This window comes from Nonomuraea sp. NPDC049637, assembly GCF_040675235.1.
In the GTDB taxonomy this organism is placed as follows: domain Bacteria; phylum Actinomycetota; class Actinomycetes; order Streptosporangiales; family Streptosporangiaceae; genus Nonomuraea.
This window is the reverse complement of the sequence record NZ_JBFAOM010000021.1, coordinates 134,117-153,292: the sequence shown is the minus strand read 5'-3', so window position 1 is coordinate 153,292 and position 19,176 is coordinate 134,117. Positions and strand designations below refer to the sequence as shown.

General features: G+C 72.9%; 19 protein-coding genes. 9 read left to right on the top strand and 10 right to left on the bottom strand.

The window, feature by feature from the left end:
• The first annotated feature begins 13 nt into the window (after positions 1-13).
• The 3 genes from AB0J71_RS27730 to AB0J71_RS27720 all read left to right on the top strand — a co-directional run bounded on the left by AB0J71_RS27730 (position 14) and on the right by AB0J71_RS27720 (position 5,465).
• On the top strand, positions 14-1,258 hold the full coding sequence (locus tag AB0J71_RS27730; protein ID WP_364393401.1) for a Gfo/Idh/MocA family oxidoreductase: 1,245 nt from the start codon (positions 14-16) through the stop codon (positions 1,256-1,258).
• Positions 1,255-2,862: a beta-N-acetylhexosaminidase gene (locus tag AB0J71_RS27725; protein WP_364416723.1), complete on the top strand. Its 1,608-nt coding sequence runs from the start codon at positions 1,255-1,257 to the stop codon at positions 2,860-2,862. Before AB0J71_RS27730 ends, AB0J71_RS27725 begins: the two co-directional genes overlap by 4 nt.
• 215 nt (positions 2,863-3,077) lie before the next feature.
• Positions 3,078-5,465, top strand: coding sequence for a hypothetical protein (locus AB0J71_RS27720; protein ID WP_364416721.1), 2,388 nt, complete (start codon positions 3,078-3,080; stop codon positions 5,463-5,465).
• A gap of 80 nt (positions 5,466-5,545) precedes the next feature.
• On the opposite strand, the gene AB0J71_RS27715 is transcribed toward AB0J71_RS27720, so the two are convergent.
• Complete coding sequence (locus tag AB0J71_RS27715) at positions 5,546-6,712, bottom strand: erythromycin esterase family protein (protein WP_352323111.1); 1,167 nt, start codon at positions 6,710-6,712, stop codon at positions 5,546-5,548.
• 154 nt (positions 6,713-6,866) lie between these two features.
• Between AB0J71_RS27715 and AB0J71_RS27710 the strand changes: the two genes are divergently transcribed.
• Positions 6,867-7,286 carry a DNA-binding protein gene (locus tag AB0J71_RS27710; RefSeq protein ID WP_352323112.1) on the top strand — a complete coding sequence of 140 codons (420 nt, stop codon included), beginning with the start codon at positions 6,867-6,869 and terminating at the stop codon, positions 7,284-7,286.
• 15 nt (positions 7,287-7,301) lie between these two features.
• On the opposite strand, the gene AB0J71_RS27705 is transcribed toward AB0J71_RS27710, so the two are convergent.
• The 7 genes from AB0J71_RS27705 to AB0J71_RS27675 all read right to left on the bottom strand — a co-directional run bounded on the left by AB0J71_RS27705 (position 7,302) and on the right by AB0J71_RS27675 (position 13,691).
• Positions 7,302-8,348, bottom strand: a complete 1,047-nt coding sequence (locus tag AB0J71_RS27705; protein ID WP_364416719.1) for a VWA domain-containing protein — start codon at positions 8,346-8,348, stop codon at positions 7,302-7,304.
• Positions 8,349-9,299, bottom strand: coding sequence for a VWA domain-containing protein (locus AB0J71_RS27700; protein ID WP_352323114.1), 951 nt, complete (start codon positions 9,297-9,299; stop codon positions 8,349-8,351). It abuts the gene before it with no gap.
• A complete protein-coding gene (locus tag AB0J71_RS27695) occupies positions 9,296-10,180 on the bottom strand; it encodes a DUF58 domain-containing protein (protein ID WP_352323115.1) in 885 nt (294 codons plus the stop codon). Before AB0J71_RS27695 ends, AB0J71_RS27700 begins: the two co-directional genes overlap by 4 nt.
• Before the next feature lie 6 nt (positions 10,181-10,186).
• Entirely contained in the window at positions 10,187-11,164 is a 978-nt protein-coding gene (locus tag AB0J71_RS27690) for a MoxR family ATPase (RefSeq protein WP_364416717.1), read from the bottom strand.
• A 35-nt stretch (positions 11,165-11,199) separates the two neighbouring features.
• Entirely contained in the window at positions 11,200-12,015 is an 816-nt protein-coding gene (locus tag AB0J71_RS27685) for a trypsin-like peptidase domain-containing protein (RefSeq protein ID WP_364416715.1), read from the bottom strand.
• A gap of 291 nt (positions 12,016-12,306) precedes the next feature.
• Complete coding sequence (locus tag AB0J71_RS27680; protein WP_352323118.1) at positions 12,307-12,615, bottom strand: putative quinol monooxygenase; 309 nt, start codon at positions 12,613-12,615, stop codon at positions 12,307-12,309.
• A 14-nt stretch (positions 12,616-12,629) separates the two neighbouring features.
• Entirely contained in the window at positions 12,630-13,691 is a 1,062-nt protein-coding gene (locus tag AB0J71_RS27675; RefSeq protein ID WP_352323119.1) for an aldo/keto reductase, read from the bottom strand.
• Between the two features lie 152 nt (positions 13,692-13,843).
• Here AB0J71_RS27675 and AB0J71_RS27670 point away from each other — a divergent pair, with 152 nt between their 5' ends.
• On the top strand, positions 13,844-14,707 hold the full coding sequence (locus AB0J71_RS27670) for a helix-turn-helix transcriptional regulator (protein WP_364416713.1): 864 nt from the start codon (positions 13,844-13,846) through the stop codon (positions 14,705-14,707).
• 19 nt (positions 14,708-14,726) lie between these two features.
• Here AB0J71_RS27670 and AB0J71_RS27665 read toward each other — a convergent pair whose 3' ends face one another.
• Both AB0J71_RS27665 and AB0J71_RS27660 read right to left on the bottom strand, forming a co-directional pair.
• Positions 14,727-15,041, bottom strand: a complete 315-nt coding sequence (locus tag AB0J71_RS27665) for a hypothetical protein (protein ID WP_352323121.1) — start codon at positions 15,039-15,041, stop codon at positions 14,727-14,729.
• A gap of 192 nt (positions 15,042-15,233) precedes the next feature.
• Positions 15,234-15,530: a hypothetical protein gene (locus AB0J71_RS27660; protein WP_352323122.1), complete on the bottom strand. Its 297-nt coding sequence runs from the start codon at positions 15,528-15,530 to the stop codon at positions 15,234-15,236.
• Between the two features lie 454 nt (positions 15,531-15,984).
• Between AB0J71_RS27660 and AB0J71_RS27655 the strand changes: the two genes are divergently transcribed.
• From AB0J71_RS27655 to AB0J71_RS27640, 4 genes are all read left to right on the top strand, one after another.
• Positions 15,985-17,109, top strand: coding sequence for a hypothetical protein (locus AB0J71_RS27655; protein ID WP_364416712.1), 1,125 nt, complete (start codon positions 15,985-15,987; stop codon positions 17,107-17,109).
• 53 nt (positions 17,110-17,162) lie between these two features.
• Positions 17,163-17,723: a hypothetical protein gene (locus tag AB0J71_RS27650; protein ID WP_364416710.1), complete on the top strand. Its 561-nt coding sequence runs from the start codon at positions 17,163-17,165 to the stop codon at positions 17,721-17,723.
• An 8-nt stretch (positions 17,724-17,731) separates the two neighbouring features.
• Entirely contained in the window at positions 17,732-17,860 is a 129-nt protein-coding gene (locus AB0J71_RS27645) for a hypothetical protein (protein WP_364416708.1), read from the top strand.
• Positions 17,861-17,962: 102 nt separating this feature from the next.
• Positions 17,963-19,174, top strand: a complete 1,212-nt coding sequence (locus tag AB0J71_RS27640; RefSeq protein ID WP_364416706.1) for a PP2C family protein-serine/threonine phosphatase — start codon at positions 17,963-17,965, stop codon at positions 19,172-19,174.
• Positions 19,175-19,176 lie beyond the last annotated feature (2 nt).

Below are 19,176 nucleotides of genomic sequence, written 5' to 3'. Positions count from 1 at the left end.
AGGAGTTTGCGAAATGACAGTGACCATCGCCATCGTCGGGGCCGGATCCCGCGGCCAGATCTACGCCAGGGCCGCCGCCGCGGACGGCCGGGCACGCATCGTGGCAGTGGCCGATCCGGACCCGGCCCGCCGGGCCAAGGTGGCCGCCGAACACGGCCTGCCGGACAGCGCCTGCTTCACCGGATGGGACGAACTGGCCGCCGTGCCGAAGCTCGCGGACGCCGTGGTCATCGCGACCCAGGACCGGCTGCACGTCGAGCCGGCCGTGGCCTTCGCCGACCTCGGCTACGCCATCTTGCTGGAGAAGCCGATGGCGCCGACGGAGCCGGAAGCCCGCCGCATCGTCGAGGCGGTCGAGCGCAACGGCGTGGTGTTCGCGGTCTGTCACGTGCTCCGCTACACGGCCTACACCAGGGCGTTCAAGGAGCTCCTGGACAGCGGCCGGCTGGGCACGATCTCCAGCGTGCAGCACCTGGAGCCGGTGGGCTGGTGGCACATGGCCCACTCCTTCGTGCGGGGCGCCTGGCGGAACGCGGCCGAATCGGGGCCGATGCTGCTGACCAAGTCCTGTCATGACATCGACTGGTTGCTCCACATCCTCGGCGAGCAGCCGGTCGCGGTGTCGTCCTTCGGCTCGCTGACCCACTTCCGGCCGGAGAACCGGCCCGCGGGCGCGAGCACGCGGTGCGTGAGCTGCGCCGTCGAGCCGGACTGCGCCTACTCCGCCAAGCGTCTCTACCTGAGCTGCCTCGGCGACGCGCGCCGGGAGTTCTGGCCGCTCGGCGCCGTCACGTCCGACGCCACCGTGGCGGGCGTCACGCACGCGCTGGAGACCGGCCCGTACGGCCGCTGCGTCTACGACTGCGACAACGACGTGGTCGACCAGCAGGTCGTCACGCTGGAGTTCGCGAAGGGCACGACCGTGTCGTTCACCATGACGGCGTTCACGCCGCTGGAGCACCGCAGGACCCGGATCTTCGGCACCCGCGGGTACGCCGAGGGCGACGGGCGCGAGATCAGGGTCGTCGACTTCGTGACCGGCGCCGAGGAGCGGATCGACACCGAGACGACGGCGGGCGCGTCGCTCGCCGACGGCCACGGCGGCGGCGACGGGGGCCTGACCAAAGCGTTCATCGACGCCGTCGCCGCCGGTGACCAGGCGCCGCTGGGCGCCGGCCCGGCCGAGGCCCTGGCCGGGCACCTGGTGGTCTGGGCCGCCGAGCGCGCTCGCGAGACCCGGACCGTGCAGGCCCTGTGAACGCGACGATCCCGGCGCCCGCCCGCCGCACGCCCGGCGAAGGCCGGTTCGCCTTCACCGCCACGACCCCGCTGTCGGCCGACCCGGCGCTGGCCAGGGCCGCCGAATGGCTTCGCGGAGCCCTCACCCCGGCCACCGGCCTGCCGCTCCCGGAGGGGCCCGGCGGGGTGGAGATCCGGCTCGTCGCGGGCCTCGGGCCCGAGGAGTACCGGCTCACCGCCACGACCGAGTCGGTGCTGATCGAGGCGAGCAGCCCGGCCGGCGCCTTCTACGGGGCGCAGACGCTGCGCCAGCTGCTCGACCCCGCCGCCTTCCGGGCCGGACGCACCGGCGACAGGGCGTGGAGCATCCCCGCGACGGAGATCGCCGACGCTCCGGAACACGGCTGGCGCGGCTGCCTCATCGACGTGGCCAGGCACTTCCTGCCGAAGAACGACCTGCTGCGGTACATCGACCTGCTGGCCGCGCACAAGCTCAACGTCCTGCACCTGCACCTGACCGACGACCAGGGCTGGCGGCTGGAGATCAGGAAGTACCCCAGGCTCACGGAGGTCGGCGCCTGGCGGCGCGAGTCGCCGGTGGGCGCCGCGCGGCACCGGCGGTTCGACGGCCGCCCGCACGGCGGCTTCTACAGCCAGGACGACATCCGCGAGATCGTCTCCTACGCCGCCGACCGGTTCGTCACGGTCGTGCCGGAGATCGACCTGCCCGGCCACACACAGGCCGCCATCGCCGCCTACCCCGAGCTCGGCAACCTCGACGACCGCCTGCCGGTCCGCACCGAGTGGGGGGTCGGCGAGAACGTGCTCAACGTCGCCGACGGCACGATCGCCTTCTTCACCGACGTCCTGGACGAGGTCCTGGAGCTCTTCCCCGGCCAGTACGTCTGCGTCGGCGGCGACGAGGTGCCGAAGACCCAGTGGAACGAGAGCGTCCCGGCCAAGGAGCGCATCCGGGAGCTCGGCCTGCACGACGCCGACGAGCTGCAGACCTGGCTCATGCGCCACTTCACCGACTACCTGCTGGCCCGCGGGCGCAAGCCGCTCGGCTGGGACGAGCTGCTGGAGGGCGGCCTGCCGCCCGGCGTCACCGTCGCGGCCTGGCGCGGTGACAAGTGCGCGGTGCTGGCCGTGCGGGCCGGTCACGACGTGGTCGTCTCGCCGTTCAGCGAGACCTACCTGGACTTCCGCCAGTCCGACGGCGACCAGGAGCCGGTGCCGATCGGCAGCGTGACGTCCCTGCGCGCGGTCCACGCCTTCGACCCCGTCCCCGGCGGCCTGGGCGAAGGGGAGCGCGGCAGGATCCTCGGCGCGCAGGCCGCCCTGTGGACCGAGCACATCGACTCCCCCAGGCTGCTCGACTACATGGCCTTCCCGCGGCTGGCCGCCTTCGCCGAGGCGATGTGGAGCGGCGAGCGCGACTTCGAGGACTTCCTGGCGCGGCTCGCCGTGCACGAAAGACGTCTCGACGCGCTGGGCGTGGAGTACCGGCCGGCGGCCGGCCCGCACCCCTGGCAACGACGTCCCGACGCCCCCGGTCATCCCCGGACCAGGGCGGAGATCGACGCCCAGCTCGCCCGCTGGACGTCGAACCTGCGTCTCTGAACTGGCCGCCGACCGGCGGGCCGGGCCGGGACCAGGCCGGACGTGCTGCCACCGCGTCCCGGAATCCCTGTAGTCATTCCTGGTTGATCATTTGCTATGTCGATCGAGCTGTTCACAAGTGCGCATGGTTACCTTCGGTATTCGTGAAGATACGATCTGGCCCTGCGGGGCCGGGAAACAGCTCATGTGGCCCTAAACGTGCGGCCATCTCCACCATGCTCCTTCTGAGCGCGGTGTCTGTCGCGCTGCAACCTGCCCGTCCGGCAGCCGCGCAACCGGTTCCGCTGGTCGAGGAGGACTTCACCGGGGCCACCGCGATCCCGCAGTTCATCGGCGTGGGATCGGCCTGCCTGACCGGCGCGCCGGCGGCTCCGCCCGCCGGGCCCGGCGACCATCCGCTCGGGGGCTGCCCCGCCAACGCGGCGGGTCCCGTCCCGCCGACCGGAGCAGCCCCGTACGGCTACCTCCAGCTCACCAGCGCCGACCTCGACCAGACGGCGGCCGCCCTCTACAACGAGCCGATCCCGGCCGAAGAGGGCCTGGACGTGACGTTCGAGCAGTGGCAGTACGGCAACACCACGGCGGTGCCCGCAGACGGCATCTCCTTCTTCCTGATCAACGGGGAAGCCTCGCTGGACCGTCCGGGCGCGTTCGGCGGCAGCCTCGGCTACGCCCAGAAGCTGCCCGACGACGACCCGGCGAACCCGTTCGAACCGGGCGTCAACCAGGGGTACATCGGCGTCGGCCTGGACGTCCTCGGCAACTACTTCGGGGACTGGGAGCAGCGCGGCCGCACCTGCGCCGAGCGCTCACCGGCCGGCACCGGGTTCCGCGTCCCGGCTCCCGGGCCGAACATGGTGACGGTGCGCGGGCCCGGCAACGGCACCGCGGGCTACTGCTTCCTGACCGCCACCACCAGCAACTTCACCACGACCGGGCCGTGGCCCTCGACGCTGCCGGGCGACCTGCAGGGGCCCACGCGGACCGTGCCCAACGACCCGCGGGCGGCCCAGGCCGTGCTGGAGGAGTCGAAGCGCACGGTCAACGTCCGGATCACGCCGGCGCCGAACCCCGAGGTCACCGTCTCGATCGACTTCAACGACGGCAACGGGATGCAGGAGGTGCTGTCCCTGCCCGCGCCGCAGCCGGTCCCGGAGACCTACAAGTTCGGGTTCGGTGCGTCCACCGGTCTGTTCAGCGATGTGCACCTGATCCGGAACGTGGTCGTCCGTCCGGTGGCCGAGCGGCCCGAGCTGTCGCTCAGGAAGCGCGTCGCCGAGGACGCCGACCTGCCCGACCCGGTGCCGGTGGGCACGGAGGTGCCCTACGAGTACGTGGTCACCAACACCGGCAACATGAACATCACGGACCTGATGGTGGACGACGACGTCGTCGATGAGGTCGTCTGCCCGCAGACCACCTTGAACGTGGGCGAGCGGGTCATCTGCCGCGGCTCGTACACGGTCACGGAGGAGGACGCCGAGCGCGGCTCGGTCACCAACACCGCCACCGCGATGGGCCGGGCCGACGGTGAGGAGGTCAGCTCGCCGCCGTCCGAGGTCACCATCGGCGTCACGGACGAGCGCGGGATGCTGGAGCTCGACAAGCGCGTGGACGACTCCCGCACGTACCGTCCCGGCAACCGGGTCACCTACCGCTACGTCGTGCGGAACACGTTCGACGAGATCGTGACCGACCTGCGGATCGACGACAACCGGGTGTCGGACATCGTCTGCGAGACCACCACGCTGGAGCCCGGCGAGTCCACGCTCTGCACGGGCACCTACACGGTCACCGAGGAGGACGCCGCGCACGGCTCGGTCACCAACACCGCCACCGCGGTGGGCCTGATCGACGACACGGAGGTGAGCTCGCCGCCGTCGGAGGCCACCATCGACGTCATGGGTGAGCGCGGGACGCTCCTGCTGGAGAAGACCGTGGACGACACCCGCACGTACCGGCCGGGCGAGCGGGTCACCTACCGCTACGAGGTCAGGAACAACTCCGCCGAGACGGTGGAGAACCTCCGGATCGACGACAACCGGGTGACGAACATCGTCTGCCGGACCACCACTCTGGAGCCGGGCGAGACCACCACGTGCACGGGGGTCTTCGTCGTGCCGAACCGTCCTTCCGGCAAGGACTGCCGGAAGGGCTGCCGCTTCACCATCGCCAACACCGCCGTGGCGCGGGCGGACGGCCTGACCTCCGCTCCGGCGACGGCGACCATCCGGGTCGTGCAGAAGTCGCAGCACCCGCGGCCGCCGTGCCGGCCGGGCAAGAAGAACCACCACTGCCGTCCGGGCAAGAAGCCGCACCACCACCACGGCCACGGCCGTCACCACGGTCACGACCACGGGTACGACCACAGGTACGACCACGGCTACGACCACCAGTGCCCGCCCGGCAAGATGCCGTACGACGGCAGGACCGCCGAATCGGGATGCGTCCCGGAGCACGCGGACAAGGACGAGCGGGACATGGGCCGCTCCATGGACGAGTCCTACGAGCCTCGGCCTGAGGACATGATGGACGACCCGTACATGGAACGTTCCTACCGGGAAATGGGCGACATGCCGATGCCCTGGGAGACCTCCGAGTAGGTCACCCGTCTTCCCATCCGCGTCAACCTGATGGTCCCTCCCCGCGGGGAGGGACCATCGTGCTGTCCGCCCCCGGACGGTCACCCCCAGGCGCCGACCTCCTTGAGGAAGACGACGCCGTCGATCCTGCCGAGATGGGACGGGTCCAGCGGGAAGTAGGCGAAATCCGGCGACACGCGCCGCGCCGGGTCGGCGACCGCCTGGGCCAGGCGGCGGGCGTCGATCACCGAGCGGTGCCACGGGAGCCCGGACAACACGCCCTCGACGGTGTCCGGGGGCGGGGTGTCGTCGCCGGTCGTGCCGAAGGCGGAGGCCAGGTAGGCGTACCGGTCGCCCAGGTGGGCGGCGGCGATCGCGCCCGCGCTCCACCACTCCAGCCGCTGGTCGCCGAACGGCATGAACGTCTTGTCGCGCTGGAGGTGCAGGTTGGAGGAGAAGACCAGGGCCGGGCCGTGCTCGGCGACGGCACGCAGGTTGGCGGCCATCATCGCGTCCCGCAGGGCCGACAGGCGGGTCCAGCGCGCCGGGGAGGCGTCGGCCATCCAGTGGTGGTAGCGCAGCAGGCCGGTGGCGGTGCGCGCGTACAGGTGCGCGCGTTCCCTGTCCCGGGCGCCGAGTTGCGGCGACTGCGTGTCGAGCAGCGCCGCCAGGTCGTCGGCGATCACCCGGAGCCGCTGGGCGTCGGCCGACTGGCCGATCGACTTCGCCGGGTCCATGGCCGTGGCCTCGTCGGACCACCGGTCGTCCTGGCCCAGCAGCGTGTCGAGGGTCTCCCTGGTCGCCACCGCGGCGGGGAGCGGGCCGTCGAGCAGGTCGTACAGGCCGGTGAGCGCCTCGCGCGGGCTCGCCGCCCAGTACTCCAGCGGGCCGTCGATGCCGAAGAAGCGCAGCTTCTCGTCGTGCTCCTCGTTGTGGGCGCGCATCCAGCGGACGAGCTCGCGGTTGGCCGGCAGGGCGCCGAAACCGTGGCTGAAGCCGCGGTCCATGACGTCGTCGAGGGTGCCGGCGCCGGTCGTGACGTAGTCGTCCACCAGGAGGCCCTTGAGGCAGTCGCTCTCGATGGCGAACGACCGGTAGCCCTCGTTCTCGACGAGGTGCCGGAAGATCTCGTTGCGCAGCTCGCCCAGTTCCCCCACGAAGTGCCGGGCCTCGCCGAGGCCGAGCAGCAGCGGCCTGGCGGGGAGCGTCCCCAGGAACGCCGAGACACCCGCGCCGTCGACCGGCCAGGCGATTTCCTTGATGTCCATGCCTTCAACGCTATCGTTGAACTTTCGGTGGAACCTTTTCTCTTCGTTACCTGCATATCACCCTTGTAACCTTCAATCGGCACGTCACATCTTGAACGATCTGTTCAAAACGAACTGTTGACACCGATTGGTTCAGCGCGGCATCGTTGCCTCCATGTCGATCGATCACCCCTTCTCCCCGCCGGACCCCGAGCAGGCGCGCGCCCAGCGGGTGCACGCGTCCCTGTTCCGGATCGCCGAGCGGCACGCCGCCACCGGCGAGCAGCGGCTCAGGCAGGCGCACCCGTCCGTCATCGGGCCGCACGAGGCCGTCAGGCTGGTGTCGTTCCTGCTCAGCGGGGCCGCGCAGCTCGACGACGGCGAGCCGGAGGTCGACCAGGCCGACATCACCGCGGCGTTGAGCCTCGTCCCGCTGGTCCGCGGCGAGCTGGACGCGCTGGAGGCCGGGCTGCTGGCGATGGCCCGTGGGCGCGGCATGACCTGGCAGGAGATCGCCTTCGGCCTCGGCCTCGGCACCGCGCAGGCCGCCCGGCAACGCCACGAACGGCTCGCCGAACGGACGGCTCTCGACTAGGCCGCCCGCCAGGGGTCAGGCGCGGCGCGGGCGGTTCCACCAGAGGGAGAGCGACAGCGCCGCGACCACGAGCAGGCCGCCGGCCCCGGCGAAGGCGGCGGCCGTGTCCACCCGCTCGCGGACGACCGTGAAGGTGCCCGGCAGGGCGTCGAGGGCGGTCGCGAGCTGGCCGGCGTTCTCGGCCCGGTGGTAGGAGCCGCCGGTCGTACGGGCGATCTGCCGGAGTGCGGGCTCGTCGATGACCCGGGGGTTGCGGCTCCGGTCGAAGCCGCCGCCGAACCCGCCGCCCCAGTCGCCGAAGCCGCGGCCGTCGAACTGCGAGTTGTCGCACACCATCGGCACCACCTTCGTGGTGCCGAAGCCGATGGTGAACACGCGTACGCGGCGCAACGCCGCCTCCTGGGCGGCGCGCTGCGGGTCGACGCCCTGGGTGTTGGCGCCGTCGGTGAGCACGACGATCGCGGCGCCGGCGTACCCGGAGGCCGCGGCGGGCGGCGTGGCGGCGGTGGCGGCGACGGAGGGGTCCACCTCGGCGATCGCGTCGATCGAGGTCAGCATGGCCTGGCCGATCGCGGTGCCGCGGGCGACGGTGAGCCCGTCCAGGGCTTTGATCAGGGCGTCTGTGTCGTCGGTGGGCGGGACGAGCAGGCCCGCGGTGCCGGCGAAGGTGACCAGGCCGATGCGCGGCCCGCCACGCTGCGACTCGATGAAGCCGGCTGCGGCCTTCCTGGCGGCGGTGAGGCGGTTGGGATCGACGTCGGTGGAGCACATGGAGCCGGAGGTGTCGAGCGCGAGCAGGATCGTCGCCGACCGCATCGGCACCGGCACCGACGCCTGCGGCCGCGCCGCCCCGGCCGCGAGCAGCGCCAGCCCGGCGACGAAGAGCGCCACGGGGATGCGCCGCGTCCAGCGCGTACGCCCGGGAAGCGCGGCCCGTACGAGCGCGATCGAGGTGACGCGCACGACGGCCCGCCGCCGCCGGCGGCCCGCCCACCAGCGGAACGCGAAGATCAACGGGATGACCAGCGCCGACAGCAGCGCCCACGGCCAGGACAACGACATTCAGATCACCCGCCCGGACCGGAACACGGTGACCGCCGCGCCCGCGGCGAGCAGCACGAGGGCGAGCCCGATCAGCCCGCCGGCGAGCGGCAGCGGCTCGTCGGAGACGGTGAGCCGCAGGTCGATCGTGTCGGCGATGCCGTCGAGCCGGGCGGCGTCGGCGGCCGGGTGGTAGGCGCCGCCGGTGGTCCGCGCGATCGTGGTGAGGGTGTCCTCGTCGAGCGAGGTCTGCAGGTGGTAGCCGTCGACCTGCACCGCCGCCCCGGCCGCGGTGCCGACCCCCACGGTGTGGACGCGCACGCCCGCCTTCTGGGCCGCGGCGGCGGCCCGTTCGACGTCGCCGCCCCGGTTCTGGCCGTCGGAGAACATCACGATCGTGGCCGACGGCCAGTAGCCGAGGTCGGGCGGCGTCCCGTCGCGGCCGATCACCACCGGCCGGCCGGTGATGGCCGTCAGGGAGGCCGTGATGGCCGCGCCGAGCGAGGTGCCGCCGGTGATCCTCAGGCGGTCGATGGCCCTGAGCGCGACGGAATGGTCCGCGTCGGGCCGCGCGGTGGTGAGCGCGCCGCGTTCGAACGCGACGACCCCGACGTCCACGCTGTCGGGCTGCGCCGCCACGAACGCGCGGGCCGCCCGCTGCGCGGCGGCCAGCCTGGTCGGCGCGACGTCGCCGGCGCCCATGCTGTTGGAGACGTCGACGGCGAGGATCACGGTGCCCGCGGTCCGCGGCACCGGCACCATCGCCGCCGGTCCCGCGGCGGCGACCGCGAGCACGCCGACGGCCGCGATCGTCAGGCCGGTCCCGAGGTACGCGCCGCGCCCGCCCGGCCCGGCGACCCCGGCCGCGGCCAGCGCCGACCTCCGGCGGCGCGCCGAGACGACGGCCGCCCAGGCCAGCGCCACCGTGACGAGCAGCCCGGCGACCAGCGACAACGGGGACGACAGTGTCATGGCCGCCGCTCCCCCGTGCGGGCGGCGATCTCGACGAGCGCGTCGGTCAGGTCACGGTCGGTGCCGACGCGATGGACCGGCACCCCCGCCCGGCGCATGCCCGCCGCGAGCCGGGCGTCGCGGGCGTCCACGGCCTCGCGGAAGCGGACCCGCAGCAGCGGGTCGGCGGAATCGACGACGAGCTGCTCGCCGGTCTCGGCGTCCTCGACGACGATCAGCCCGGCCTCGGGCAGCACGTCGTCGGCCGCGTCCACGATGCGCAGGGCGACGACCTCGTGTCGCCGGGCCAGGCGCTGGAGCGAGCGTTCCCAGTCGCCCTCGCCGATGAAGTCCGACACGACGACGACGAGCGCGCGGCGGCGGGCCAGCCGTCCGGCCGCGTCGAGCATGAGGGCCAGGTCGGTGGTGGCGCCGGCGCGCGGGGCTGCGGTGCGCTCCAGCTCGGCGCCGATCCGCAGCGCGTGCCGCCGGGACGTGCCCGGCGGCACGACCCGCGCCATCCCGGTGTCGAACAGCAGCGCGCCGACCCGGTCGCCGCCCCGCCCGAACAGCCGGGCCAGGACGAGCGCCAGCTCGGCCAGGACGTCGTGCTTGCCGCGGCCCGGCCGCCCGGCCGTCATCGAGGCCGACCGGTCGAGCACCAGCCACACCGTCAGCTCGCGGTCCTCGGTGAACACGCGCAGGTGGGGTTCGTCCAGGCGGGCGGTGACGTTCCAGTCGATGTGCCGGGCGTCGTCGCCGTCGGCGTAGCGGCGCAGGCCGGTGAAGTCGACGCCGGAGCCGCGGTGCGCGGTGCGGTGGGCGCCCTGGAGGCGGCCGTCCAGCCGGCGGACGACCTTCCACTCCAGGCGCAGCAGGAGTCTCTCGGGGGCGGTGGCCATGACGGCTCAGCGGTTCCGCAGGACGACGTCGGGCGTCCGGACGGCCCCGAGCACCCTGCTGATGATCGTGTCGGCGTCGACGTCGTCCGCCAGGGCCTCGTAGGACAGCACGAGCCGGTGGCGCAGCACGTCGAGCGCGAGCTCGGACAGGTCGTCCGGCAGGACGTAGTCGCGGCCGCGCAGGAACGCCAGCGCGCGGGCGCCCGTGACGAGCGCGATGGACGCACGCGGGCTGGCCCCGTACGTGACGTACCGCTCCAGCTCCCCCAGCCCGGCCGTGCCCGGCGAACGGGTCACGGCGACCAGGCGCACGGCGTAGTCGACGATCGACGGATCGACGTACACCTGCCCGGCGCGGGCCCGCATCTCCATCAGCTCGGCGGTCGTGACCGTCGGCTGCGGCGGATCCGGCGGACGCAGCGCGCGTTCGACGATCGCCTGCTCCTCGTTCTGGGCCGGATAGCCGACGACCACCTTCATCATGAACCGGTCCACCTGCGCCTCGGGCAGCGGGTACGTGCCCTCCGACTCGATCGGGTTCTCCGTCGCCATCACCAGGAACGGCTCCGGCACCCGGAACGTCTCGCGGCCGATCGTCACCTGGTGCTCCTGCATCACCTCCAGCAGGGCGCTCTGCACCTTGGCGGGGGCGCGGTTGATCTCGTCGGCGAGCAGCAGGTTCGTGAACACCGGGCCGAGCTCCGTCCTGAACTCGCCGGAGTGCTGGTGGTAGACCCGTGTGCCGACGAGGTCGGCGGGGACCAGGTCAGGGGTGAACTGCACGCGCTGGAAGCCGCCGCTGATCGCTGCGGCCAGCGACCGGACGGCCAGGGTCTTGGCCAGGCCCGGCACGCCTTCCACCAGCAGGTGGCCGTCGGCGATCAGCGCGACGGCCATGCGTTCGAGCAGGACGTCCTGGCCGACGATGGTGCGTTTGACCTCGAAGAGAACCTGTTCGAGCGGATGAGCCTGGGCCGGGGGCATGGTGTCCCTTCTGTAGGCGCTGTGGGCGGTGCCGGTCAGATCTGGGGTCCGTCGCCTGGTGGGCCGTCGCCATCGTCGCCGCCCAGGGCCGCGCCGATCGGCACCGCGAACGCGATGCCGGCGAACGCGTCGTCGCCGCCGGGGTCGGCGATCGAGACGACGATCCCGACGACCAGCCCGCGGGCGTCCAGCAGGGGGCCGCCGGAGCTGCCCGGGTTGACGGAGGCGTCGAACTGGATCAGCCCGTTCAGGCCGGCGTCCTTGCCGGTCCGGCCGGTGGTCCGGTCGAGGCCCGACACCACCCCGGTGGAGACGCTGTAGGTCAGGCCCAGCGGGTTGCCGATCGCCACGACCGGCGCCCCCACGGCCACGGCGCCGCCGAGCGTGGCGGGCACGACGATCTCCGGCAGCTTCACCGGCTTGAGCACGGCGACGTCCCGCTTGCGGTTCGCGGCGGCGACGACGGCCTTCGCCCTGGTCCCGTCCGCGAACGTGAGGTTGATGTCCTTCGCGGCCTTGACCACGTGGTGGGCCGTCAGGACCGTCCCGTCCTCGGCCGCGATGACCCCCGTGCCGAGCGACTCGCCCGCCTGGATGACCACGACCGACGGCCCGACCCTGCGGAAGACGTCCGGCACCGTGAGCGTCGCGGCGGGCGTCGGCGTGGCGGCCGGCCGTCCTGCCGCCCTCTCCCCGCTGCCGCTGCCGCCCAGCCAGTACGCCAGCACCGCCACGACGACCAGCACCCCGCCCCCGACGGCGACCCGCCGAACCCTCCCGGCCCTGGCCCGACCGGCTTCCCGAGCCCCGGTCGCACCGTCCTCCTGCGGCACGCGCTCCATACCGCTCATACTCAGCAATCGCACCGAAAACTGCCATAAAGACGGACGCACCACTTGCCGCCCCCCCGGACGGGACGGGGCCGATCCGCAACCCATACGGCAGGACCGATTCCTCACCGCGGGGCCCCCGCATTGGCCTCTTGCGGGCACCCCCGGCCTGATCGGGTACATCATCGTCGCCGGCGGCTGCACCGGATCGGGCAGCGGCACCTACGGCACGATCACCATCCCGTCCGGCAGCTACTTCTGCCAGACGGTGACGCACAGCCCGGGGATCGACCACGTCAATGGGCAGCGCTGCTAGACCTCTCCGCCCGCGCCGGCGGCGGCCACGAGCGTGCGCACCACCATCGGCTCGGCCAGGACGAGGGCCAGCACCTGCGCCGCATGGCGGTGATGCGGCGTGGTCAGGTGCCGCGCCCGCGCCCCGGCGCCGGCCCACTCCTCGACCACGACCATGCTCGCCGGATGGTTCGGGTCGCCGTAGGCGCGGTAGGCCAGGCAGCCGGGCTCGTCCAGCGACGGTTCGATCATCGCTTCCAGCGCGGTCCGCAGCCGGTCCTCCTGCCCGGCCGCGGCCACGTACTGGGCCAGCACGATGAGGGACATCTCCGGCGCCGTCCTCACGCGAGGGGCTGGGCGGGGCCTGCGCCGGCGCCGGAGGCGGTGATCGCGGCGGCGATCTCCGCCAGGTCGGCCGGCGTCAGGTCCACCGCGCCGGCGCCGATCCAGCCGTCCACCTGCTCCGGCCGGCGGGCGCCGACGATGGCTCCGGTGACGCCCGGCCAGGCCAGGACCCACGCGATGGCCACCTCGGCGACGCCGACGCCGTGCCGGGCGGCGACCGGGCGCAGCGCCTCCGCCAGCCGCAGGTTGGCCGCGAGGCCCGTGGTGAAGTCGTGGTGGGCGGTGCGCCAGTCGCCGGCGGGCAGGCTCGCGACGCGCTCGGCCGAGAACGTCCCGGTGAGCAGGCCCGACTGCAGCGGCGAGTACGCGATCACGCCGGTGCCGTGGGCGTGCGCCCACGCGATCTCGGCCGCCGCCGACCGGTTGATCGCCGAGAACGGCGGCTGGACGACGTCCACGTGGGCGATGCGCTCCGCGGCCGCCAGCTCCTGCGGCGAGTGGTTGGACAGGCCGATCGCGCGGACCTTGCCCTCGGCCTTCAGGTCGGCCATGACCTGCCAGTACTCCTCCAGCGGCGTGGCGTTGGGCGACACCGCGCCGAAGCCGCCGCCGGCGTACTCCAGCGACTCGCCGGTGTCGGGGTAGTGCACCTGGTAAAGGTCGATGCGCTCGACGTTCAGGCGGCGCAGCGAGTCCTCCAGCTCGCGCCGGACGCTGGCCGGTTTCATGATCCGGCGCGGGGCGGCCTGCGGGTCCTCGGGGTCCCAGACCAGGCCCACCTTGGTGAAGACGTACGGGCGGTCGGCCTCGGACAGGTCGGCGATGGCCTTGCCGACCAGTTCCTCGGAGTGGCCGAGCCCGTACACGGCCGCGGTGTCGATCCAGTTGACGCCGCCGGCGACGGCGTGCCGGATCGCGGCGATCGACTCGGCGTCGTCGGTCGTGCCCCAGCCGAACTTCCAGCCGGCCCCCGACACCGCCCAGGAGCCGAAGCCCAGGCGGGTGATGTCCATGCCGGTGCTGCCCAGAGGACGGGTGGGCAGGTGGGTGGTGCTCATGTCGCGTTGCTCCCTGTGGGTGACCGGGCATCCCCTGTGGACGTCCGGTGCAGCTCACTCTGGCGCGCCGTCCGCGGCCCACCCAGTGCCCGCCGCTGCCTAGGCACGGCATGACCAGGCTGGCGACGACGCCGGGCGGCGATACTGGTCCCATGGCATTGGACAGACGCGCAGAACTGGGCGAATTCCTCCGATCCCGCCGGGCCCGGCTGCGTCCCGAGGAGCTCGGCCTGCCCGAGTACGGCAGCCGCAGACGCGTCCCCGGCCTGCGCAGGGAGGAGCTGGCCCAGCTCGCCGGGGTGAGCGTGGACCACTACGTCCGGCTGGAGCAGGGCCGTACCCTGCACTTCTCCGAAGCGGTGCTGGACGCCGTCGCCCGCGCCCTGCGCCTGGACGACGTCGAGCGCGCGCACCTCCACCGCCTGGCCCGCCCCTGGAACGACAGCGACCACGCGCAGGCCGCGCCCCCGCTGCAACGCGTCCGGCCCGGCCTCCAGCGCCTGCTGGACGCGTCGGCCGACGTGCCGGCCTACGTCGTCGGGCGCAACACCGACGTCCTGGCCTGGAACCACCTGGCGGCGGCGCTGATCACCGACTTCGGCGCGCTGCCGCCCGAGCAGCGCAACCTGGCCCGCCTGGTGTTCCTGGACGAAGGCATGCGCGACCTGTACGCCGACTGGCCCGCCAAGGCCGCCGACGTGGCCGCCTACCTGCGCCTGGACGCCGGCCGCCACCCCGCCGACACCCGGACGTCGGCCCTGGTCGACGAGCTGTCGGCGGCCAGTCCGGAGTTCCGTGAGCTCTGGGCCGAACACCGGCTCAAGGACAAGACCCACGGACGCTACGTCTACCTGCACCCGGTGGTCGGCAGGCTGGACCTCGGCTTCGAGACCCTCCGCCTGCCCGACGACCCCCACCAGGCGCTGATCGCCCACACCACCGAGGAGGGATCCCCCTCCCAGACCGCTCTGCGCCTGCTGTCCGCCTGGACCCGCCGGGCCCACGCCGCCCCCTGACCCACGGCGGGTGCGCCCGCTAGGAGCCGTCCTGCTCCAGCAGGCGGTCGAGCCTGATGGCCAGATCGAGGGTCTCGCAGCGCAGCAGGTCGAGCCGCCGGCGGATCTTCGACCGGATCGCCTGGAAGTGCTCGTCGCTCTGCCCGCGCAGGCCGAGCAGCTCGTCGGTCAGGGCCGTGACGTCGTGGCCCGACTCGCTGCGGGTCTCGGCGAGGTCGGCCCGCATCTCGGCGATGCCGAGCACCGCCTCGGAGCAGTCGGCCTCGGCGCACAGTGTCGCCTCCAGCGCCTGGACCCGAAGCCTGATGTCCAGGATCTCCGCCTCTACATCCACTTACTCCTACCTTTGCCGGTAGTCGGTAGGGAACCGGCCCGGTGGTGGAGGGCGGCCGGGTCCCACTTGCTGTAAGCACATGGTGGCAACCCGTGTATACCCGACACGACCGCCGGCAAGCAACGGGTGCGGGTCCGCGGAGGGCTCAGCCCGGGCCGGGTGGCGGCCTCAGGCCGGGCCTGGCGTGGCAGGTCAGTTGTTTCTCGGGTCCGGGCCGTAGGCCGGCATCCCCTGCGGGCAGCCGGGCACCGGGCCCTTGCAGCAGCGCGGCCGGCCGGCGGTGAAGTGGTCGTTCATGTGGCGGCGCAGGGCCGCCAGCTCGTCGCCGAGCGCGGCGAAGTCCTGGCGCATCTCCGTCCGGATGTCGGCGATGTCGGCCTGCATCCGGGTGATGCCGGTCATGGTCGCCGTGCTGTCGCCGCCGGGCCTGCCCGCCTTGAGCTTCCGCAGGCGCAGCAACAACTTGAGTATCTGTGTCTCTAGGTCCACACGTTCCCGCCTTCGCGCAGCTGGACAGGGGCCTGCGCCGGACGAGCGGGCGGGCGCCCCGGAGTACGAAAACGGTGACACATCGGCCGCCCGCGTGGGGATGATCTTGATTTCGCCGGGTGGGTTTCCATTACACCGGCGCCCAAGTTTCTTTTCTGCCGGCGGATATTGGCCGCCGAAAGTGACGGACCGAAACAGGCCAGGCCGGAGGAAGGAGGACAGTGACGGCGGCCCGCCACGACGGGGCCGAACCGGCCCGCGGCACCGGCCCGCGTCCGCCCCGGCCACGGGCGCGGGCGGCGGCCCGTCCGCTGGAAAAATCTTCTGGCGCATATCACGGCAAATCCGCAGATCAGGGACCGGCAACCCTGCGAATTTCCCTCCGCGGCCACGCCGGATCAAGCATCCTGAGCATGTCATCACGCTCCCCCACCCCCCGTTGTAAGGAGCCTCCGTGACCCGGTTCGCCGTCGACCACTCACGCCACGCGCTCATCGCCACCTGGGGTACGGGGATCGGCGACATCGCCACCACCGTGGCGGAACAGGTGCCTTCGAGCCCCGACGTGCTCCGCCTGGCCACCAGCCTCACGGAGCTGTCCTACGCCTGCTGGCGCTGCTACACCCACCCGTCCAGCGCCGCCGACCAGCACGGTCCCAACAGCGTCGGCTGGCAGCGGCAGGCCGAGCGCGACGCGTTCGCCTCGGTCATCCCGGCCCTGCTGGCGCCCGTCCGGCCGGCCAACGGCGCGCTGACCCTCTACTCCACGCGGGTGGAGGAGGTCGCCCACCGCGTCGGCCGTACGCTGCACACGATCAACCACGCCCCGCTGGCCGGCAGCGTGGCCACCGACGTCACCGCCGAGCTGGCCGCCATCGAGAACGCCGAGCTCGGCGACCTGACCGCGCGCGCCCAGCAGGCCGTCATGCTCAGCCGCGAGGACGCCTCGCCCCTCCAGGTCGCCCAGGCCGACAGCCTGCTGCACCAGCATCCGTTCGGCACGGAGGCGCTGTTCACCAAGATCGACCCCACCGCGGCCGCGATCGCGGCGGCCCACTGGCTCTACGCCGCCGCCACCATCAGCGCCCGGCACACCGGCCTGCATCCGATGCAGACCATCTCCGAGGTCGACAACATCAAGGCCCCGGCCCAGGAGAGCCTCACCGAGGTGATCTCCGCGATGAGCGGCGGCGGCTCGCCCAGGGCCGCGGTCATGCCGATGATCCGCAACGCGCTGCACGTCGCCGAGGGCCACCTCTACGGCGTGACCGAGGCCAAGCACCGCATCGGCGTGGCCGAGGAGCTGATCGCCCAGGCCCGCACCGACCATCCCGAGCTCGGCCTCGGCCCCAGCACGGTCTACCTGCCCATCACCCCGCTCAACCCCGCCCGCCCGGCCCTCGACCTGCTGGAGAACCTCCTCTACGGCATCCGCAGCTGCTGGCTGACCTTCTCCCAGCACGCCGACACCCCGACCGGCCGGGAGCCCGGCCGGCCGCGCCGCCACCACCGCCACACGGAGGTCTTCCTGGCCGAGGTGCGGAAGAGGGCGGCGTCGGACCGTTCCCGGCTGCTGTAGCCGGTCCGTGCCGCCCAGTGGGCCGGGGCCACATGATCGCGGTACGCTCGGGCATGTCGGAAAACGCCGTCGAGCGGCCTCCCTTACCGGCGCTCACCCGGGCCCTGGTCGGCCCGCCCGGCAAGGTGCTGCTTCCGCTGGTCGCCGTGGTGGGGCTGATCGTGCTCAACTACACGAGCGTGCCGGGCGGAGGTTCGTTCACGCTGCTGCTGGCGGGGCTCGCGCTCTTCGTCGGCACCGCGGTCGTCTGGGTCGCCCGGTTCGCGGTGGGCCTGCTGCGCTCCGACGGACGTCCCGGGCTGCGCCGCCACTGGGTCCGCTGGACGGCCGCGCCGCTGATGGGCGTGATCGTGACCGCGCTGGTGCTCACCGGGGCGCCGTTCAACGCCCGGTTCGCGCTGTCGGAGCCGGGGCTGGAGCAGTTCGCCCGGACGGTCGCCGCGGACACCGGGGCCGTCAGGCGCGAAGAGCAGTGGGTGGGCCTCTTCCCGCTGACGTCGATCGAACGGGTGCCGGGCGGCGCGCGGTTCCTGGTGAGTGACACCGGCTTCATCGACCGGTCGGCGGATGGGTGTCCGCGGTCGCCGCGCTGCTGGTGTTCCCCCTCTTCGTAGGCGGGAGCATGTTCTGGTTGTCGCTGGTCGGCGCGCAGGCGGCCATGATCGTCGCGGTGGTGAAGGCGTACCAGGACGCGGCGCGGTGGCGGGCGCCTGAGGCGGAGCGCGCGGAAGGACCGCCTGCCGCCGGGTGAGGCCGTCCCGGCCCGCACGGAGGTGTCGGCGGCGGTGGACGGGGCAGGAACCGCCCCTCGAATGGGTAGGTCCCCAGGCAGACCTCCAGGAAGGGTGTGCCGATGCGGCGGAGTGGCGGAGAGCTGATGCTGGGCGGCATGCTGTCCGCCAACCATCTGACCGCGATGGAGGACCTGCCGCACGTCGTCGCCGGGCACGCCGCGCTGGCGGGTTTCACCGAGACCGCGATCTACGTCACCGACCTGCAGCAGCAGGAGCTCATCCCGCTCTCTGAGCAGCGGGACGCGTCCGGCGAGCCGCTGGCGGTCCTGCGCATCGACGGCACGCTGGCCGGGGTCGCGTTCCGCAACGCCGAGGTCGTGCACGTGCCGGGCGGGCCCGACGGCACGGCCAGGCGGTTGTGGCTGCCGCTCCTCGACGGCACCGAGCGGGTCGGCGTGCTCGGGGTGACGGTGCCGCAGGACGACGAGGTCGCCGAGTGGCGGGCCCAGCAGCTCGCGTCGCTGGTCGCGCTGCTGGTGATCAGCAAGCGGCCGCACAGCGACTCCTACTCGCGGCTGATCCGCGCCCGGCCGATGACGCTGTCGGCCGAGGTGCTGGTGCCGCTGCTGCCTCCGGGGACGTTCGCCAACGACGACGTGGTGGTCAGCGCCGGGCTCGAACCGGCCTACGAGGTGGGCGGGGACGCCTTCGACTACGCCATCGACGGCGAGGCGCTGCACGTGTCGATCTTCGACTCGATGGGCCACGACACCTCCGCCGGGCTGACGGCGACCATCGCGGTCGGGGCCAGCCGGAACAACCGGCGGCAGGGCGCCGATCTCGTCAGCACGGGCGAGGCGATCGACGCGGCCATCGCCGAGCAGTTCACCGGCCGCTTCGCCACCGGCATCCTGGCCTGCCTCGACCTGCACACCGGCTGGCTGACCTGGGTGAACCGGGGGCACCATCCGCCGCTGGTGATCCGCGAGGGCCAGCAGGTGGCCACGCTGTCCAGCGAGCCCGACCCGCCGATGGGCTTCCTGCTGCGGCCGTACACCGGGGAGCTGCGCTACCAGCTCCAGCCCGGCGACCGGCTGCTGTTCTACACCGACGGGATCATCGAGGCGCAGAGCCCGGACGGCGAGCTGTTCGGCCTGGAGCGCTTCATCGACTTCATCCTCCGGCACGAGGCCGACGGCCTGTCGGCGCCCGAGACGCTGCGCCGGCTGGTGCAGGCCATCCTGGAGCACCAGCACGGCCGGCTCCAGGACGACGCGACCGTGCTGATGGTGGAGTGGCGCAGCAGCAGGCAGCAGCGGCTCGTCATGTGAGC

Bases quoted from the DNA above. Each gene is read 5' to 3' on its own strand.
- AB0J71_RS27730 (WP_364393401.1), top strand. From the start codon at position 14: ATGACAGTGACCATCGCCATCGTCGGGGCCGGATCCCGCGGCCAGATC.
- AB0J71_RS27720 (WP_364416721.1), top strand. From the start codon at position 3,078: ATGCTCCTTCTGAGCGCGGTGTCTGTCGCGCTGCAACCTGCCCGTCCG.
- AB0J71_RS27715 (WP_352323111.1), bottom strand. From the start codon at position 6,712: ATGGACATCAAGGAAATCGCCTGGCCGGTCGACGGCGCGGGTGTCTCG.
- AB0J71_RS27710 (WP_352323112.1), top strand. From the start codon at position 6,867: ATGTCGATCGATCACCCCTTCTCCCCGCCGGACCCCGAGCAGGCGCGC.
- AB0J71_RS27705 (WP_364416719.1), bottom strand. From the start codon at position 8,348: ATGTCGTTGTCCTGGCCGTGGGCGCTGCTGTCGGCGCTGGTCATCCCG.
- AB0J71_RS27700 (WP_352323114.1), bottom strand. From the start codon at position 9,299: ATGACACTGTCGTCCCCGTTGTCGCTGGTCGCCGGGCTGCTCGTCACG.
- AB0J71_RS27695 (WP_352323115.1), bottom strand. From the start codon at position 10,180: ATGGCCACCGCCCCCGAGAGACTCCTGCTGCGCCTGGAGTGGAAGGTC.
- AB0J71_RS27690 (WP_364416717.1), bottom strand. From the start codon at position 11,164: ATGCCCCCGGCCCAGGCTCATCCGCTCGAACAGGTTCTCTTCGAGGTC.
- AB0J71_RS27685 (WP_364416715.1), bottom strand. From the start codon at position 12,015: ATGAGCGGTATGGAGCGCGTGCCGCAGGAGGACGGTGCGACCGGGGCT.
- AB0J71_RS27680 (WP_352323118.1), bottom strand. From the start codon at position 12,615: ATGTCCCTCATCGTGCTGGCCCAGTACGTGGCCGCGGCCGGGCAGGAG.
- AB0J71_RS27675 (WP_352323119.1), bottom strand. From the start codon at position 13,691: ATGAGCACCACCCACCTGCCCACCCGTCCTCTGGGCAGCACCGGCATG.
- AB0J71_RS27670 (WP_364416713.1), top strand. From the start codon at position 13,844: ATGGCATTGGACAGACGCGCAGAACTGGGCGAATTCCTCCGATCCCGC.
- AB0J71_RS27650 (WP_364416710.1), top strand. From the start codon at position 17,163: ATGTCGGAAAACGCCGTCGAGCGGCCTCCCTTACCGGCGCTCACCCGG.
- AB0J71_RS27645 (WP_364416708.1), top strand. From the start codon at position 17,732: ATGTTCTGGTTGTCGCTGGTCGGCGCGCAGGCGGCCATGATCGTCGCG.
- AB0J71_RS27640 (WP_364416706.1), top strand. From the start codon at position 17,963: ATGCGGCGGAGTGGCGGAGAGCTGATGCTGGGCGGCATGCTGTCCGCC.